The organism is Streptomyces sp. Xyl84 (genome assembly GCF_059731885.1).
In genome coordinates this window covers 6,646,466-6,662,173 of sequence record NZ_AP029182.1, presented here as the reverse complement: position 1 = coordinate 6,662,173, position 15,708 = coordinate 6,646,466, and the positions used below count along the sequence as shown (strand labels likewise).

Genomic DNA, 15,708 nt, shown 5'->3' with positions numbered 1-15,708 from the left:
GCCGCCGGACGCGTCCGGGCCGCGGCCCCGGGCGCCGGCGGGAAGGTTCCGGCGCGGGCACGCGGGCGCACGGGTCCCTTCCGGCCAGGGGGGGTACCCGGTGTGGCCGGGTAGGCGCGAACGTGAGGAGGCCGAGGTGGCCAGGGACGAGCGGCTGCGTGAGTACCGGGGCAAGCGGGACTTCGGGCGGACCCGGGAGCCGTCGGGCCGGCGGACCGGTGAGGGATCCGGTCCCCGGTTCGTGGTGCAGATCCACGACGCCCGCCGGATGCACTTCGACTTCCGGCTCCAGGTGGGGGACGTGCTGAGATCCTGGTCGGTCCCCAAGGGCCCCTCCGACGACCCGCACGACAAGCGGCTCGCGGTGCCCACCGAGGACCATCCGCTGGAGTACGAGGACTTCGAGGGCGTGATCCCGAAGGGCGAGTACGGCGGCGGCACCGTGGTCGTCTGGGACCGGGGCACGTACGAGCCGCTGAGCCACGACCGCGGGGGGCGCCCCGTGGACTTCGCCGAGTCGCTGGAGCGCGGGCACGCCACCTTCCGGCTGCACGGCTCCAAGCTGCGCGGCGAGTACGCCCTCACCCGTTTCCGGGACGACCGGGACGAGGGCGGGGAGGAGGCCTGGCTGCTGGTGAAGAAGGCCGAGGGCCGGGCCGGGGGCGGGCACGGCACCCCCGATCCGCGGCGGGCCCGCTCGGTGCGCACCGGCCGTACGCTGGCGCAGGTCGCCGCGGAGGGCGGCGAGGAGTGAGCGGACCGGCCGCGGCCGCCTCCCGGGCCGGTGCCCGCCGCGGGGCCGCCGCGCTCAGGCGCGGTGGGCGCGCAGCGCGGCCAGGGCGCGGTCGGCGTGGGTGTTCATGCGCAGTTCGCTGCGGACGACCGCGAGGACGGTGCGGTCCTGGGCGACGACTAAGGTCGCGCGTCAGGTCGGAGCCGGCCTCAGCGCGCGCCGCACGCCGAACCGTTCGCGGACGGCGCCCTCGGGGTCGGACAGCAGGGGCATGCCGAGGCCGTGCCGCCCGGTGAACTCCCGCCGGCGGTCCACCGGGTCACCGCTGATGCCGACGGGCCGCGCGCCGAGCGCGGCGAACTCGGCGGCGAGGTCACGGAAGTGACAGGCCTCGGCGGTGCAGCCGGGGGTGAGGGCGGCCGGGCAGAAGAAGAGCACGACCGGTCCCTCGGCCGGCAGCGCGGTCAGGGTCCGCGTGGTGCCCGTCTCGTCGGGCAGCGCGAAGTCCTCGACGGTGTCGCCCTCGCGCACCGCGCCGCGCGCGCTCACGCGGCGCGCTCCGCGCCCCGGGTGACGCCCCTGGCCCACAGCACGAGCGGCAGCCGTGCGAAGGCGGCGGCCTGCTGCCGGGCGGGCCGGTGGCGCCGGTCCACCGCCATCTTCACGTTGGCGGGGAAGACCCCGACGAAGAAGACGGCCGTGGCAGGCGCGGCGGTCTCGCGGGTCCGGGGCGCGGCCAGGCCGGCGGCGAGCGCGAGTTCGGCGGCGCCGCCGGCCCAGGTCCAGGCGCGGGGGCTGCCCGGCAGGGCGCGCGGGACGATCGCGTCGAACCGCCGGGGGGAGGCTGAGAGCTGCGAACAAAAGTGGGCGGCACCCGCGGTGGCCGGCAGACCGGCGAGCAGCAGGGGTGAGCGTGGGGACCGGGACACGGCTGCTCCTTCCAGGAGACCTGCCGCGGGCCCGCGGCAGGTCCGCGCCGGGGCACGGCAGATCCGGGGGCGGCTCCCGGGCGGATCCGGGGCGCGATCCTACTGGACAGTAGGTACGGCGGGGAGGCCCCCGGCCGGCCGGGGGCCGCGCCCGATCAGGGGAAAGCGGCGGGCGGGGCGCGTGGCGGGCGGCCCGCGCGTCGACACCTCAGCCGTGACCCTGCCACTGATCGCGCCCATGCTCGCCACGCCCGGCCCCCTGCCGCCCGCCGCGCAGGACGCCCGCTGGGCGTACGAGACGAAACAGGACGGTCAGCGGGCGGTGGTCTACCTGCCGGGCGACGGTTCGGTGCTGCTGCGGGCCCGGTCCGGGCAGGACATCACGGCCGCCTATCCCGAACTGGCGCCGCTCGGCGGGGCGCTCGGAGCCACGCCCGCGGTGCTGGACGGGGAGGTGCTGGCGCTGGACGAGGAGGGCCGGGCGAGCTTCCAGTTGCTCCAGGGCCGGATGGGGCTGGCCCACGCGCCCGCTCTCGCGGCGCGCCGGGCCGCGCGGGTTTCCGTCCACCTCGTGCTGTTCGACGTCCTGCACCTGGCTGGGGACCCCTTGCTCGCACTGCCCTACGTCCGGCGCCGTGAGCGGCTGGAGGCACTCGCTCTGCACGGGCCGTACTGGTCCACGCCCACCGCCGTGGTCGGTCACGGCGCCCGTGCCCTGGCCGCGACCCGGGAGCACGGGCTGGAGGGGCTGGTGTGCAAACGGCTGGACTCGGTGTACGAGCCGGGGGTGCGCTCCCGCGCCTGGATCAAGATCCGCAACATGCGCAGCGAGGACGTGCTGGTGGGCGGCTGGCTGCCCGGCAAGGGGCGGCTCACCGGTCTGCCGGGCGCGGTGCTGGTGGGCCAGCGCGGCGGCGGGAGACTGCGGTACGTGGGCAGTGTGGGCACCGGCTGGAGCGAGGCCGAGCGGACGGAGCTGGCCGGGCTGCTGGCCGCGCTGGCCACCCCCGTGTGCCCGTTCGCCCCCGTACCGGCCGCGCGCGGGGCGCACTGGGTGCTGCCCCGTCTGGTCGGCGAGGTGCGCTACAGCGTCCGCACCCGGGCGGGCATGCTGCGCCAGCCGTCGTGGCTGCGGCTGCGCCCCGACCTCGCCCCCGAGGACGCGGCGGCGGACCTGCCGGACGACACGCGGCCGTGAGGGAGCGGCCGGGCCCGGGGCCAGGAGGGCGCGGGGAAGGTCTATCGTGTCCCGCATGTCCGTGCCCGAACTGATCCGTATCGTCTCCCGCGACTCGCCCATGGCGCTCGCTCAGGTGGAGCGCGTCCGCGCCGAGTTGGCCGTCCTGCACCCCGGTGTGCGCACCGAGGTGGTGCCGGTGAGGACCACCGGCGACAAATGGCTGGGCGACCTGGCGAAGGTCGAGGGCAAGGGGGCGTTCACCAAGGAGGTCGACGCGGCGCTGCTCGCGGGCGAGGCGGATCTCGCGGTGCACTGTCTGAAGGACGTGCCCGCGGACCGGCCGCTGCCGGCCGGTACCACGTTCGCCGCGTTCCTGAAACGGGACGACGTCCGGGACGCCCTCGTCCACCCCGGCGGGCTCACCCTCGACGAGCTGCCGCCCGGCACCAGGATCGGTACGTCGGCGGTGCGCCGGATCGCCCAGCTGGCCGCGTCCCACCCGCACCTCACGTGCGTGCCCTTCCGCGGCAACGCCAACCGGCGGCTGGAGAAGCTGGCGGCCGGTGAGGCGGACGCGCTGCTGCTGGCCGCGTCCGGTCTGGAGCGCATCGGACGGCAGGACGTGGTCACCGAGGTGCTGTCCGCGGAGACGATGATGCCGCCGATCGGCGCGGGCATCCTCGCCCTGCAGTGCCGCGAGGACGACGACGCGCTGATCGAGGCCGTCAGCGGGCTCGGCGACGGCGACACGCAGCGCGCGGCGAGTGCCGAGCGGATGTTCCTGCACGTGCTGCAGGGCCACTGCAACAGCCCGATCGCCGGGTACGCGCAGGTCGACCGGAGCGGCGAACTGTCCCTGCGGGCGTGTGTGTTCACCCCGGACGGCAAGACCCGGCTGAACGCCCACGAGTGGGCCGGCCGGCTGGACGCCGCGACGCTGGGCACGTCGGTCGCCGTGGCCCTGCTGCGCCAGGGCGCCCGCGAGATCATCGACGGCATTCCGCACTGACGCCACGGGAACGGCGCACGGAGCGGGCGGAGCGGGGCCGGACGGCCGCGGCGCGAGCGCGCCGGCGGCCGGGCCGGACGGGCGAGAGCGCGCCGGCTGGCCGGGCCGGACGGCCCGGTCAGCCGGTGGCGCCCGGCTCCGCCTGGTCGCGCAGGAAGACGCTGATCTGGTGGGCCAGGCCGCCCTGCCCGCCCGGACAGCACGCGCCCGCGCCGACGGGCCCCTCGTGCACGCCGATGCCGCCGCTCCACAGACGGCGGTCGGTCCACTCTTCGTCGACGCGCAGCTGGACCTGGATGTCGACCTGGGTCAGGAACTCCTCCGGACCGGCCGCGTAGAGCACGGCGGTGGCCCGGCGCAGCGGGTGCACGTCGTAACCCTCGATGAACTGCGAGTTGCGCCAGTCGACGAACGCGCCCTCCCCGTCGGGGCCGATCCGCACGTCGATCTGGCCGTCCTCCAGGTGGACGCCGAAGTGCTCGGTACCGCGGTTCTCGACGGTGACCCGGATGCGGAAGTACGTCAGCCCGTCGGCGGCGTCGTCACGTCCGCGGGGCGGCTCGGCCTGCTCCAGTCGGTGGACGCGGACGCGCAGGCCGGCATGCTCCTCGTACTCCTGCCAGTCCCCGACCACGTTCGGCTCGTACACAGTGCACCTCTCGACTTCCAAGAGCTGCTTCCTATCTGTGGGCCGAGTGCACTGTCAAATGCGCGGAATGCGCCGTGGCCAGGGAATTCCCTCGCATTGATCGGTGATCAAGCCGTGCGCTGGAGAAATCGCCGGACGGGCGGCCGGAGCGGCCGCAGCGAGCGTGCCGCAGATCACTTCGGCGGCGGCCGGGCGGACGGCCGTCACCGGGCCGGCCGGCCGAGGAGCACGGAGGCCGCGGCGACGCCGGCCGCGGCGGCCCCGACGAGCACGGCGAAGTCGGGCGCGAGGTGCCGGGGGGGCCGAGCAGCGGGCCGCGCAGGACGTCGACCTGGTAGCTGAGCGGGTCGGCCCTGCTGACGGCCTGCAGCAGGCCGGGCATGACGGCCACCGGGTACAGGGCGTCGGAACCGAAGAACAGCGGCATGGTGATGGCCTGTCCGATGCCCATCAGCCGGTCACGGCCGAGCACGATGCCGGCGATGGTCATCGACAGGCAGGAGAAGAACGCCGGGCCGAGGAGCACGGCCGCGGTGACGCCGAGCAGCCGGAGCGGGTTCCAGGTCGTCACCACCCCGAGCAGCGCGGCGATGACGACGACCACGAGGCCTGGATCAGCGGCTTCACCCCGGCCGCGAACGCCTTGCCGGTGACCAGCGCCGCGCGCGGCGCGGCGTGACCAGGAGCTTGCCCAGGACGCCCGCGTCGCGCTCCCAGATGATCTGGATGCCGTGGAAGAGGGCGACTAACATGGCAGACCGGGCGATGACGCCGGACGCCATGAAGTCCAGGCATGGCAGGCCGCCGGCCGGGATCGCGTGGATGCGGGAGAAGGTCTGGCCGAGGTTCAGCAGCCACAGGGCGGACTGGACGGCACGGGTGTACAGCTCGGTGCGGTCGTGGCGGAGCTTCCGCAGTTCCACGGCGCACACGGCGGCGACGCGGGCGGGCAGCAGCAGCCCGCGCGGGCCTGCGGGGGCCGCACCAGCAGGCCGATGCCGTCCGCGCGGCGGGGTCAGCCGAACCGGAGGGCGGTGCGGCGGGTGCTTCGGACATCGCGGAGATCTCCTGCGGTGTCGTCGAGGCCGCTGCCGGCCACGTCACGGAAGACGTCCTCCAGCGCGGGCGGCGCGCCGGTGGCCGGGCCGCCCCGGGCGCGGCGCCGCTCGCCGAGACCCTGCCGCAGCTCGGCGGGGGTGCCGAGCGCCCGGACACGGCCGCGGTGCATCAGGGCGACCCGGTCGCAGTACCGGTCGGCCTCGTCCATGTAGTGCGTGGTGACCAGGACCGTCATGGCGTCGCGGGCGCCGCGGTCCGGTTCGCCGGGGAGGTCGTTCGTCAGGGGCGGTCGGCGTCCTCGCGCAGGTTTCCGGCCGGCCTGCGCGGGGCGGGGACCGCCGCGCGCAGCGCGTCGCGGTCGGCGGGGGCCGGCCGGTCGACCTGGGTGCGGACCAGGGCGGCGCGGCGCGGGCGCCAGTCCCGCAGCCGCGCCCCGGCCGCCTCCGTCAGCAGCAGGCGGACGGCCCGGCGGCCGGCGGGGTCCGTCTCCCGCACCAGTCGCCCGTCGGCGGCCGGCCGGTCGACCAGCGTCGAGACGGAGTCGCCCGCCAGGTGCAGTTCCTCGGCCGCCTCCGAGACGCCGATGCCGGGCCGGGACTCGACCAGGCGCAGCAGTTCGGCCTCGGCGCCGCGCAGCCGGGCCACGGTCGGCCCGGCCCGCAGCCTGCGCCGGATCAGCCGCTGCACCCCGGCGAGGGCATCGGCCGGCTCTTCGGCGGAGGCGTCCGGTGCGGGCCCGGGCACGGGATCGGACACGGGTGCGGCGACAGGGCCGGGACCGGCTTCCGGATCCATGGTCCGACGTCACCTCTGCAGCAGAGGCGAGCATCCCCGAAGGCCGGTCGAACCGAGCGCGGCGAGCACCACGCCCAAGGCTTGGTTGAAGGCACATCATTTTCCGCCGTAGATTTTCGTGACCTTTGTTTTCACCCGTCTTTGATAGTCTTTGATTTGCCGCGGCAGAAAATTCCCGACCGGTCGGCGACGAATTCGAATCGCTTGGTCGCATACCGTCACCGCATTCGGAGAATTGTTTCGGAACGACCGGCTCCGGGAATCCGCATTTCAGTGCTTCGGACCGGAGGCACGCCCGTGGGAGCCGGCGCGCCGGGCCCCGTCGCATTCCGTGCAGGACTGCCCCGCGCCTCCCGTGGTGTCCGTCCATCCAGCACCTGCTGAGGGAGGCGCAGCGCATGCGTACCACCGGCAGAACCAAGACCCACCCGCACGACGACGCCCCCGACACCGCGGCCGCCTTCGAACGGCTCGCGGGGCTGCCCGACGGGCCCGAGCGCAAGGCGCTGCGGGACGAGCTGGTCCAGGTGTGGCTGCCCATGGCCGAGCGGATCGCGGTCCGCTTCCGCGGCCGCGGGGAGGCCCTGGAGGACCTGTACCAGGTGGCGGCGCTCGGCCTGGTCAAGGCGGTCGACCACTACGATCCGGCGCGCGGCTACGCCTTCGAGGCCTACGCCGTCCCGACGGTCACCGGCGAGATCAAGCGGCACTTCCGCGACCACATGTGGACGCTGCACGTGCCGCGCCGGGTCCAGGACCTGCGCAACCGGGTGCGGCGGGCGGCGAAGGAGCTGGCGCAGACGACGCCGGGCCGCGCCCCCACCGTCGCGGAGATCGCCGCGTACACGCACCTGAGCGTGAGCGACGTACGCACCGGGATGGAGGCCCTGGACTGCTTCGCCGCGCTGTCGCTGGAGGCGGAGGTCCCGGGCACGGACGGTTACGCGCTCGGCGACGGCCTCGGCGAGTCCGACCCGCGCTACGACCTCGTGGTGGACCGGGTGGCGGTGCGGCCCTGCCTGGAGGCGCTGCCCGAGCGCGAGCGCATGATCCTCTACCTGCGCTTCTTCGGGGGCATGACCCAGAGCCGGATCGCGCAGCAGCTCGGCATCTCGCAGATGCACGTCTCGCGGCTGCTGAGCGGCTGCTTCGCCCAGTTGCGCGAGGAACTGCTGGCCGAGACCGGCTGACCTGCGCACGAGGCCCCCGGTGCCGTTTCGGCGGTACGCGGGGGGTACTCGGCAGGCGCCCTTGCGGGTTCCGGTCGGACACTGGTGACAGACCGGTGGCCACCGGTCGACGAGACCAGGACGTGCCATGAACGACGACACGACAGCCGCCCGCCCCACGACCGGCCCCCTCTCCACGCACACGGTGTGCGGCGCGCCGTGCTGGGTCAGCCTGACCAGCCGCGATCTGGAGGCCACGGAGGACTTCTACCGGGCCGTGCTCGGCTGGGAGTGGCGCTCGGCCAGACTCGGGGACCGCTTCCGCATCGCGCTCGCCGACGGTGCCCCGGTCGCGGGGATCGCGGCGGTGGCGTCCATGTGGCAGATGGCGGTGGCCTGGACGCCGTACTTCGCCGTGCCGAGCGCCGACCGGGCCGTCTCCCGGGTGCAGGAGCGCGGCGGCACCTCGGCGGTCGGCCCGATCTCCCTGCCGCCCGGCCGGGCGGCTCTGCTCGCCGACCGGGACGGCGCGACCTTCGGGATCTGGGAGGGCGAGCTGTTCACCGACTGGGAGACCTGGCGCAAGGCCGCGCCGGCCTTCATCCGGCTGCACACGCGCGACGCGTTCGACGCCGCGATCTTCTACGGCGAGGTCCTGGACTGGGCGTCGGAGCAGCCCGGCTGCTGCGAGGTCCGCTACGAGGGGAACGAGGTGGTCCTGCGCAGCCACGGTGAGGTCGTCGCCCGCATCGAGTCCGGGGCGCTCGGGGCGGCGCCCGACCCGACCATCCGGCCGCACTGGCAGATCCACTTCCGGGTGGCCGACGTCGCGGCCTGCGCCCGCGCGGCCGAGAGCCACGGCGGCAGCGTGCTGCGCGAAGGCACCGAGGAGGCCGTCCTGCGTGATCCGGACGGCGCGCAGTTCACGGTGACCTCGCGCAGGGAGGCCTGACCGCACCGGACGCACACCGCGGCCCCGCCCCTCCTTCGGCGAAGGAGGGGCGGGGCCGCGGTGTGCGGGTCAGCGGGCCGTTCTCGGGGGCCGCGTGAGCAGGACCAGGCTGCGGGGCTCCACGCGCAGGTCGCCCGAGAACTTGTGCTCGGCCTCGTCCGGCGGGCCCTGCGGCTCGGCGGTGTCGACGAGCGTGGTCCAGCGCTCCCCGTAGGCGGGGCCGGGCAGGCGGAAGTCGACCGGTTCCCAGTAGCCGTTGAGCAGCAGCAGGAACGAGTCGTCGACCACGGGCCGGCCCTGCGGGTCGGGTTCGGCGATGGCGTCGCCGTTGAGGAAGACCATGACGGAGTGGGCGTCGGAGCGCTGCCAGTCCTCCTCCGCCATCTCCCGGCCGTCCGGCAGCATCCACACCAGGTCGGGCAGCGGCTGGTCGTCGCGGGTGGCCGTCTCGCCCTGGAAGAAACGGCGGCGGCGCAGCACCGGGTGGGCGGTGCGCAGACCGATGACGTACCGCGTGAAGTCCGCCAGTTCGCGCTGCTCGCGGGTGAGCCGCCAGTCGATCCAGGAGACCTCGTTGTCCTGGCAGTAGGCGTTGTTGTTGCCGCCCTGGGTGCGGCCCAGTTCGTCGCCGTGGCAGAGCATGGGGATGCCCTGGGAGAGCAGCAGGGTGGCGATGAAGTTGCGCTGCTGGCGCGCCCTCAGCTCCAGGACGGCCCGGTCGTCGGTGCCGCCCTCGGCCCCGCAGTTCCAGGACCGGTTGGTGTTCTCGCCGTCCCGGTTGCCCTCGCCGTTGGCGTCGTTGTGCTTGTCGTTGTACGACACCAGGTCGCGCAGCGTGAAACCGTCGTGCGCGGTCACGAAGTTGACGCTCGCGCGGGGGCGGCGCCGGTTGTGCGCGTACAGGTCGGAGGAGCCGGTCAGCCGGGACGCGAAGTCGCCGAGCGTGTGCTCCTCGCCGCGCCAGAAGTCCCGTACGGCGTCGCGGTAGAGGCCGTTCCACTCCGACCACAGCGGCGGGAAGTTGCCCACCTGGTAGCCGCCCTCGCCGACGTCCCAGGGCTCCGCGATCAGCTTGACGCGGCTGATCACCGGGTCCTGCTGGATCAGGTCGAAGAACGCGGAGAGCCGGTCCACCTCGTGGAACTGCCGTGCCAGGGTGGCCGCGAGGTCGAAGCGGAAGCCGTCGACGTGCATCTCGGTGACCCAGTACCGCAGCGAGTCCATGATCAGCTGGAGTACGTAGGGGTGGCGCATCAGCAGGCTGTTGCCGGTGCCGGTGGTGTCGTAGTAGTGCGCCCAGTCGCCGTCGACGAGGCGGTAGTACGAGGCGTTGTCGATGCCGCGGAAGGACAGCGTCGGACCCTTCTCGTTGCCCTCGGCGGTGTGGTTGTAGACCACGTCGAGGATCACTTCGAGGCCGGCCGCGTGCAGCGCCCTGACCATCGACTTGAACTCGGCGACCTGCTCGCCGCGGGTGCCGTGAGCGGCGTAGTCGTTGTGCGGCGCGAAGAAGCCGATCGTGTTGTAACCCCAGTAGTTGGACAGGCCGCGGCCCTGGAGCACGCCGTCGTGGACGAACTGGTGCACCGGCATCAGCTCGACGGCCGTGACCCCCAGCGACGTCAGGTGCTCGACGACCGCGGGGTGGGCGAGACCGGCGTAGGTGCCGCGCAGCTCCGGGGGGACGTCGGGGTGGGTGCGGGTCAGGCCGCGCACATGGGCCTCGTAGATCACCGTGTCGGAGTAGGCGCGCCGGGGCGGACGGTCCTCGCCCCAGTCGAAGGCCGGGTCGGTGACCACGCCGAGCATGGTGTGCCCGGCGCTGTCGGACGGGTCGGGGCCGTGCGGGGCGCGTTCGTAGAGCGAGGGGTGGTCGTCCATCCGCCCGTCCACGGCCCTGGCGTAGGGGTCCAGGAGCAGTTTCGCGGGGTTGCAGCGGTGGCCGGCCGCCGGGTGCCAGGGGCCGTGCACCCGGTAGCCGTAGCGCTGGCCCGGGCCGACGCCGGGCAGGTAGCCGTGCCACACGAAGCCGTCGGCCTCGGTCAGCGGCACCCGGCGGTGGGCGCCGGCGTCGTCCACGAGGACGAGTTCGACGTGGTCGGCGACCTCGCTGAACAGGGCGAAGTTGGTGCCTTGCCCGTCGTAGGCCGCGCCCAGCGGGTAGGGGTACCCGCTCCACACGGGCACGGGCACCCCTTTTCCACGGTTGGTGCGCCGGGTCACCGGGCCGCCTCCAGGACGCCCTCGGGGCGGCTGAGCGGCGAGGCGAGCGCGGCGACCGGCAGCGCGCGGGGCGGCTTGAGGCCCTCGCGCAGGGTCGGGGCGGGAGCCTTCGGGACCAGCGGGACGCGCACCCCGGCGCGGGCCCGCTGCGAGAACCAGATGATCTTGCTGCCGGTCTCGGAGGCGCAGCAGCCCCATCCGTCGCTGGTGGCCGCGATCCGGGCCAGGCAGGTGCGCAGGTCCTGGTCGGGGCGCAGGTCGTGGTTGTTCTCCCCGACCGCGGTGATGAGGTGCTGGCCGGTCCACCACATCTCGATGGACGTGTGCTTGTCCCGTGCGTGCTCGTCGATGGCTTTCAGCAGCATCTCGGCGCCGCCGCACACGGGGTCGACCAGGTCCTCCAGGTCCCAGAACCGAAGGTGAGCGGCCAGGATGCGCCTGACCTGTCCGACCCGTTCCGGGCTGACTTCCACGTCGAGGTGGTAGTAGCAGGGCACTGCGGTCTTCATCGTCGTTGGCTCCTCACCGGCGAGGCCCGCGCTCCATCCCCGCCCTTGCGGGCCGGTTCCCCGAGCACGAAGCGTGAGCATGTGTTGCCTCTGAGTCAGATCCACAGTGCGGGCGCTACGCCATTCGTGCAACACGAGCGGGTGGGACGGGGTGCCGGTTCGGTGTCCGCCGGGCGGGTGAGCTGGTTGAAGATCCAACAGGACGCTGTGTCGTTGAACGTGCACCATGAGTGAAAGTCTCGAGCGCCGTGAACGGGACGCGTGCCTCGCGTGCGCGGTCACCGCCCCGACCGTCGGGGAAACGTGCCCATCGAGCGCTCCCGAAAGGTGAACGGCGCCATGCTGCTACCTGCCAAAGCCGAAGTAGCCCGGCATCTGCGGCACTACCGGGTGTGGGAACGCGCGATGCTCGCGTCTCCCGACGACCGCCGGGTGCGGGCCACCTTCGAGGACTCGGGCTACACGCTGTGCGTGCTGATGGGCAAGCGCTGCGCGCGGGAGGCGGCGGACGCGGCCGAGCGCTACCTGCGCACCAACCTCGTCACCTATCTGCGGGAACAGAGCACCGGCCGGCCGCACGTCGCCGTGGTCCCGGGACGGACCCGGCGCCGGCCGGCGAAGGACCGGCGCTCCCCCGCCGGCGCGTAGGACCACATACCGTCCCCCCGCCCCGCGGGGGGACCACCGCACCGCGACAGACCGAGAAGTACCTGGTTCCCGGCCGGGCGTCAGCCCGGCCTCAAGCACGGTGGAGGTGACACCCATGAGTTCGACCCCGAGTCGTACCCCGGCGGTCGGCCGCATTCCCGTACGGGACGTGCGCCCGGCCGTCGAGTGCGGCAGGCGACCGGCCAAGGCGGTGGTGGGCGAGACGTTCCAGGTCACCGCCACCGTGTTCCGCGAGGGCCACGACGCCGTCGCGGCGAACGTGGTCCTGCGCGATCCCGGGGGCCGTCCGGGCCCGTGGACGCCGATGCGGGAGCTGGCGCCGGGCAGCGACCGCTGGGGCGCGGAGGTCACACCGGACGCGATCGGACGCTGGACCTACCACGTCGAGGCGTGGAGCGACCCCGTCGCCACCTGGCGGCACGTCGCGCACATCAAGGTCCCGGCCGGCATCGACGCCGGGCTGGTGCTGGAGGAGGGCGCCGAGCTGCTCAGCCGGGCGGCGGCCGGGGTGCCCAAGGGGCCGCTGCGGGAGACCGTGCTAGCGGCCGTCCGGGTGATGAACGACGACTCGCTGCCGGTGATGACCCGGTGGGCGGCGGCGCTGACGCCGGAGGTGGACGCGGTCCTGGCCCGACACCCGCTGCGCGAGCTGGTCACCGCCGGCGACCCGCTGCCCCTCCAGGTCGAACGCGAACGCGCCCTCTACGGCGCCTGGTACGAGTTCTTCCCCCGCTCCGAAGGCACCCCCCAACAGCCCCACGGCACCTTCCGCACCGCCGAACGCCGCCTGCCCGCCATCGCCGCCATGGGCTTCGACGTCGTCTACCTCCCCCCCATCCACCCCATCGGCACCACCCACCGCAAAGGCCGCAACAACACCCTCACCGCCACCCCCGACGACGTCGGCGTGCCCTGGGCGATCGGCTCCCCCGAAGGCGGCCACGACACCGTCCACCCCGCCCTGGGCACCCTGGCGGACTTCGACCACTTCGTGCACCGGGCCGGCGAACTCGGTCTGGAGATCGCCCTCGACCTCGCCCTGCAGTGCTCCCCCGACCACCCCTGGGTCCACAAACACCCCCAGTGGTTCCACCACCGCCCCGACGGCACCATCGCCCACGCCGAGAACCCGCCCAAGAAGTACCAGGACATCTACCCCCTCGCCTTCGACGCCGACATGGACGGACTGGTCACCGAGACCCTGCGCGTCCTGCGGCACTGGATGGACCACGGCGTGCGCATCTTCCGCGTCGACAACCCCCACACCAAACCCGTCGTCTTCTGGGAACGCGTCATCGGCGAGATCAACACCACCGACCCCGACGTCGTCTTCCTCGCCGAGGCCTTCACCCGCCCCGCGATGATGCACACCCTCGCCCAGGTCGGCTTCCAGCAGTCCTACACCTACTTCACCTGGCGCAACACCAAACAGGAACTCACCGACTACCTCACCGAACTCACCGGCGAGGCGGCCGCCTACATGCGGCCCAACCTGTTCACCAACACCCCCGACATCCTGCACGCCTACCTCCAGCACGGCGGCCGCCCCGCCTTCGAGGTCCGCGCCGTCCTCGCCGCCACCCTCTCCCCGGCCTGGGGCATCTACAGCGGCTACGAACTCTGCGAGAACACCCCTCTTAAAGAAGGCGGCGAGGAATACCTCGACTCCGAGAAGTACCAGCTCAAACCCCGCGACTGGACCACCGCCGAACGCGAGGGCCGCACCATCACCCCCCTCATCACCCGCCTCAACGACATCCGCCGCCGCCACCGGGCGCTCCACCACCTGCGCAACCTGCACTTCCACCACGCCGACAACGACGCCGTGCTGGCCTACACCAAGCGCGCGGGCGAGGACACCGTCGTCGTGGTCGTCAATCTGGATCCGCACCACACCCAGGAGGCCACGGTCTCGTTGGACATGCGGCACCTCGGCCTGGACCCGCACGCGTCCACGTCCGTGCTCGACGAACTGACGGGTGAGACCTACCACTGGGGCAGGACCAACTACGTGCGTCTCGACCCCGGGCACCGTCCCGCGCACGTGCTCCACGTCCAGCGACCGTCCACCTCGCCGCAGATCGGAGGGCCTCCCGCGCCATGACAGTCAACGAGCCCGTCCCCGACATCTTCGAGGACGCCCCGGCCAGGGACCGCGACCCGGAGTGGTTCAAACGTGCCGTCTTCTACGAGGTCCTGGTCCGTTCCTTCCAGGACAGCAACGGTGACGGCATCGGTGACCTCAAGGGCCTGACCGCCAAACTGGACTACCTCCAGTGGCTCGGCGTGGACTGCCTGTGGCTGCCGCCGTTCTTCAGATCCCCGCTCAGAGACGGCGGTTACGACGTCTCCGACTACACCGCCGTACTGCCCGACTTCGGCGACCTCGCCGACTTCGTCGAATTCGTCGACGCCGCCCACCAGCGCGGCATGCGCGTCATCATCGACTTCGTCATGAACCACACCAGCGACCAGCACCCGTGGTTCCAGGAATCGCGCAAGGACCCCGACGGACCCTACGGCGATTTCTACATGTGGGCCGACGACGACAAGGGATATCCGGACGCGCGGATCATCTTCGTCGACACCGAGACCTCCAACTGGACCTTCGACCCGGTGCGCGGCCAGTACTACTTCCACCGTTTCTTCTCGCACCAGCCGGACCTGAACTACGAGAGCCCCGCCGTCCAGGAGGAGGTGCTGGCCGCCCTGCGGTTCTGGCTGGACCTCGGCATCGACGGATTCCGCCTGGACGCGGTGCCCTACCTCTACGCCGAAGAGGGCACCAACTGCGAGAACCTGCCCGCCACCCACCAGTTCCTCAAGCGGGTGCGCAAGGAGATCGACCGGATGTACCCGGACACGGTGATCCTCGCGGAGGCGAACCAGTGGCCGGAGGACGTCGTCGACTACTTCGGCGACTACAGCGCCGGCGGCGACGAGTGCCACATGGCCTTCCACTTCCCCGTCATGCCGCGCATCTTCATGGCCGTGCGCAGGGAATCGCGCTACCCGGTCTCCGAGATCCTCGCCAAGACCCCGGCCATCCCCGCCAACTGCCAGTGGGGCATCTTCCTGCGCAACCACGACGAACTGACCCTGGAGATGGTCACCGACGAAGAGCGCGACTACATGTACGCGGAGTACGCCAAGGACCCGCGCATGCGCGCCAACATCGGCATCCGCCGCCGCCTCGCACCCCTGCTCGACAACGACCGCAACCAGATCGAACTCTTCACCGCCCTGCTCCTGTCCCTGCCCGGCAGCCCGATCCTCTACTACGGCGACGAGATCGGCATGGGCGACAACATCTGGCTCGGCGACCGCGACGCCGTACGCACCCCCATGCAGTGGACCCCCGACCGCAACGCCGGCTTCTCCTCCAGCGACCCCGGCCGCCTCTACCTCCCCACGATCATGGACCCGGTCTACGGCTACCAGGTCACCAACGTCGAGGCCTCCATGTCCTCCCCCTCGTCGCTGCTGCACTGGACCCGCCGCATGATCGAGATCCGCAAGCAGAACCCCGCCTTCGGCCTCGGCACCTACACCGAACTCCCCTCCTCCAACCCCGCCGTCCTCGCCTTCCTGCGCGAGTACAAGGACGACCTGGTGCTGTGCGTGCACAACTTCTCCCGCTTCGCCCAGCCCACCGAACTCGATCTGCGCGCCTTCGACGGACGGCACCCGGTCGAGCTGATCGGCGGCGTCCGGTTCCCGGCGATCGGGGAGCTCCCCTACCTGCTGACCCTCGCGGGCCACGGCTTCTACTGGTTCCGGCTCACCAGAGTCGCATCCCGGATCGGCCGACGAGTCTGACCGTGTGGCCGAG

The 15,708-nt window shown here is 72.7% G+C and carries 13 protein-coding genes and 3 pseudogenes; 8 read left to right on the top strand and 8 right to left on the bottom strand.

The window, feature by feature from the left end:
- The first annotated feature begins 136 nt into the window (after positions 1-136).
- Positions 137-754: a DNA polymerase ligase N-terminal domain-containing protein gene (locus AC6I72_RS29055; protein WP_498004093.1), complete on the top strand. Its 618-nt coding sequence runs from the start codon at positions 137-139 to the stop codon at positions 752-754.
- Between the two features lie 54 nt (positions 755-808).
- Here AC6I72_RS29055 and AC6I72_RS29050 read toward each other — a convergent pair.
- Positions 809-1,282 (bottom strand): annotated as a pseudogene (locus tag AC6I72_RS29050) (peroxiredoxin).
- Positions 1,279-1,662, bottom strand: coding sequence for a DoxX-related protein (locus AC6I72_RS29045; protein ID WP_498004092.1), 384 nt, complete (start codon positions 1,660-1,662; stop codon positions 1,279-1,281). The pseudogene AC6I72_RS29050 and the gene AC6I72_RS29045 overlap by 4 nt, the downstream one beginning before the upstream one ends.
- Positions 1,663-1,876: 214 nt before the next feature.
- On the opposite strand from AC6I72_RS29045, the gene AC6I72_RS29040 reads away from it, so the two are divergent.
- Both AC6I72_RS29040 and hemC read left to right on the top strand, forming a co-directional pair.
- Positions 1,877-2,860: an ATP-dependent DNA ligase gene (locus AC6I72_RS29040; protein WP_498004091.1), complete on the top strand. Its 984-nt coding sequence runs from the start codon at positions 1,877-1,879 to the stop codon at positions 2,858-2,860.
- A 55-nt stretch (positions 2,861-2,915) separates the two neighbouring features.
- On the top strand, positions 2,916-3,851 hold the full coding sequence (hemC, locus tag AC6I72_RS29035) for a hydroxymethylbilane synthase (protein WP_498004090.1): 936 nt from the start codon (positions 2,916-2,918) through the stop codon (positions 3,849-3,851).
- A gap of 118 nt (positions 3,852-3,969) precedes the next feature.
- Here the strand turns inward: hemC and AC6I72_RS29030 are convergent, their stop codons facing one another.
- The 4 genes and pseudogenes from AC6I72_RS29030 to AC6I72_RS29015 form a co-directional block, all read right to left on the bottom strand.
- Entirely contained in the window at positions 3,970-4,500 is a 531-nt protein-coding gene (locus AC6I72_RS29030; protein ID WP_498004089.1) for a hypothetical protein, read from the bottom strand.
- Positions 4,501-4,703: 203 nt separating this feature from the next.
- A pseudogene (locus AC6I72_RS29025) lies at positions 4,704-5,556 on the bottom strand (ABC transporter permease).
- A pseudogene (locus AC6I72_RS29020) lies at positions 5,516-5,794 on the bottom strand (ABC transporter ATP-binding protein); the annotation flags it as partial. The pseudogenes AC6I72_RS29025 and AC6I72_RS29020, both read right to left, overlap by 41 nt.
- A gap of 44 nt (positions 5,795-5,838) precedes the next feature.
- Positions 5,839-6,354: a MarR family winged helix-turn-helix transcriptional regulator gene (locus tag AC6I72_RS29015; RefSeq protein ID WP_498004088.1), complete on the bottom strand. Its 516-nt coding sequence runs from the start codon at positions 6,352-6,354 to the stop codon at positions 5,839-5,841.
- Between the two features lie 398 nt (positions 6,355-6,752).
- Here AC6I72_RS29015 and AC6I72_RS29010 point away from each other — a divergent pair, with 398 nt between their 5' ends.
- Entirely contained in the window at positions 6,753-7,544 is a 792-nt protein-coding gene (locus AC6I72_RS29010; protein ID WP_498004087.1) for an RNA polymerase sigma factor SigF, read from the top strand.
- A gap of 127 nt (positions 7,545-7,671) precedes the next feature.
- A complete protein-coding gene (locus tag AC6I72_RS29005; RefSeq protein WP_498004086.1) occupies positions 7,672-8,475 on the top strand; it encodes a VOC family protein in 804 nt (267 codons plus the stop codon).
- 69 nt (positions 8,476-8,544) lie between these two features.
- Here AC6I72_RS29005 and glgX read toward each other — a convergent pair whose 3' ends face one another.
- Together glgX and AC6I72_RS28995 are read right to left on the bottom strand one after the other, a co-directional pair.
- Positions 8,545-10,698, bottom strand: a complete 2,154-nt coding sequence (glgX, locus tag AC6I72_RS29000) for a glycogen debranching protein GlgX (RefSeq protein WP_498004085.1) — start codon at positions 10,696-10,698, stop codon at positions 8,545-8,547.
- Positions 10,695-11,207 carry a hypothetical protein gene (locus AC6I72_RS28995; RefSeq protein WP_037852288.1) on the bottom strand — a complete coding sequence of 171 codons (513 nt, stop codon included), beginning with the start codon at positions 11,205-11,207 and terminating at the stop codon, positions 10,695-10,697. Before AC6I72_RS28995 ends, glgX begins: the two co-directional genes overlap by 4 nt.
- Positions 11,208-11,546: 339 nt before the next feature.
- Here AC6I72_RS28995 and AC6I72_RS28990 point away from each other — a divergent pair, with 339 nt between their 5' ends.
- From AC6I72_RS28990 to treS, 3 genes are all read left to right on the top strand, one after another.
- Positions 11,547-11,855, top strand: a complete 309-nt coding sequence (locus tag AC6I72_RS28990) for a DUF5133 domain-containing protein (protein WP_498004084.1) — start codon at positions 11,547-11,549, stop codon at positions 11,853-11,855.
- Between the two features lie 115 nt (positions 11,856-11,970).
- Positions 11,971-13,980, top strand: coding sequence for an alpha-1,4-glucan--maltose-1-phosphate maltosyltransferase (locus AC6I72_RS28985; RefSeq protein WP_498004083.1), 2,010 nt, complete (start codon positions 11,971-11,973; stop codon positions 13,978-13,980).
- A complete protein-coding gene (treS, locus tag AC6I72_RS28980) occupies positions 13,977-15,695 on the top strand; it encodes a maltose alpha-D-glucosyltransferase (protein ID WP_498004082.1) in 1,719 nt (572 codons plus the stop codon). The genes AC6I72_RS28985 and treS overlap by 4 nt, the downstream gene beginning before the upstream one ends.
- Positions 15,696-15,708: the final 13 nt, after the last annotated feature.

Bases quoted from the DNA above. Each gene is read 5' to 3' on its own strand.
- hemC (WP_498004090.1), top strand. From the start codon at position 2,916: ATGTCCGTGCCCGAACTGATCCGTATCGTCTCCCGCGACTCGCCCATG.
- AC6I72_RS29015 (WP_498004088.1), bottom strand. From the start codon at position 6,354: ATGGATCCGGAAGCCGGTCCCGGCCCTGTCGCCGCACCCGTGTCCGAT.
- AC6I72_RS29010 (WP_498004087.1), top strand. From the start codon at position 6,753: ATGCGTACCACCGGCAGAACCAAGACCCACCCGCACGACGACGCCCCC.
- AC6I72_RS29005 (WP_498004086.1), top strand. From the start codon at position 7,672: ATGAACGACGACACGACAGCCGCCCGCCCCACGACCGGCCCCCTCTCC.
- AC6I72_RS28995 (WP_037852288.1), bottom strand. From the start codon at position 11,207: ATGAAGACCGCAGTGCCCTGCTACTACCACCTCGACGTGGAAGTCAGC.
- AC6I72_RS28990 (WP_498004084.1), top strand. From the start codon at position 11,547: ATGCTGCTACCTGCCAAAGCCGAAGTAGCCCGGCATCTGCGGCACTAC.
- AC6I72_RS28985 (WP_498004083.1), top strand. From the start codon at position 11,971: ATGAGTTCGACCCCGAGTCGTACCCCGGCGGTCGGCCGCATTCCCGTA.
- treS (WP_498004082.1), top strand. From the start codon at position 13,977: ATGACAGTCAACGAGCCCGTCCCCGACATCTTCGAGGACGCCCCGGCC.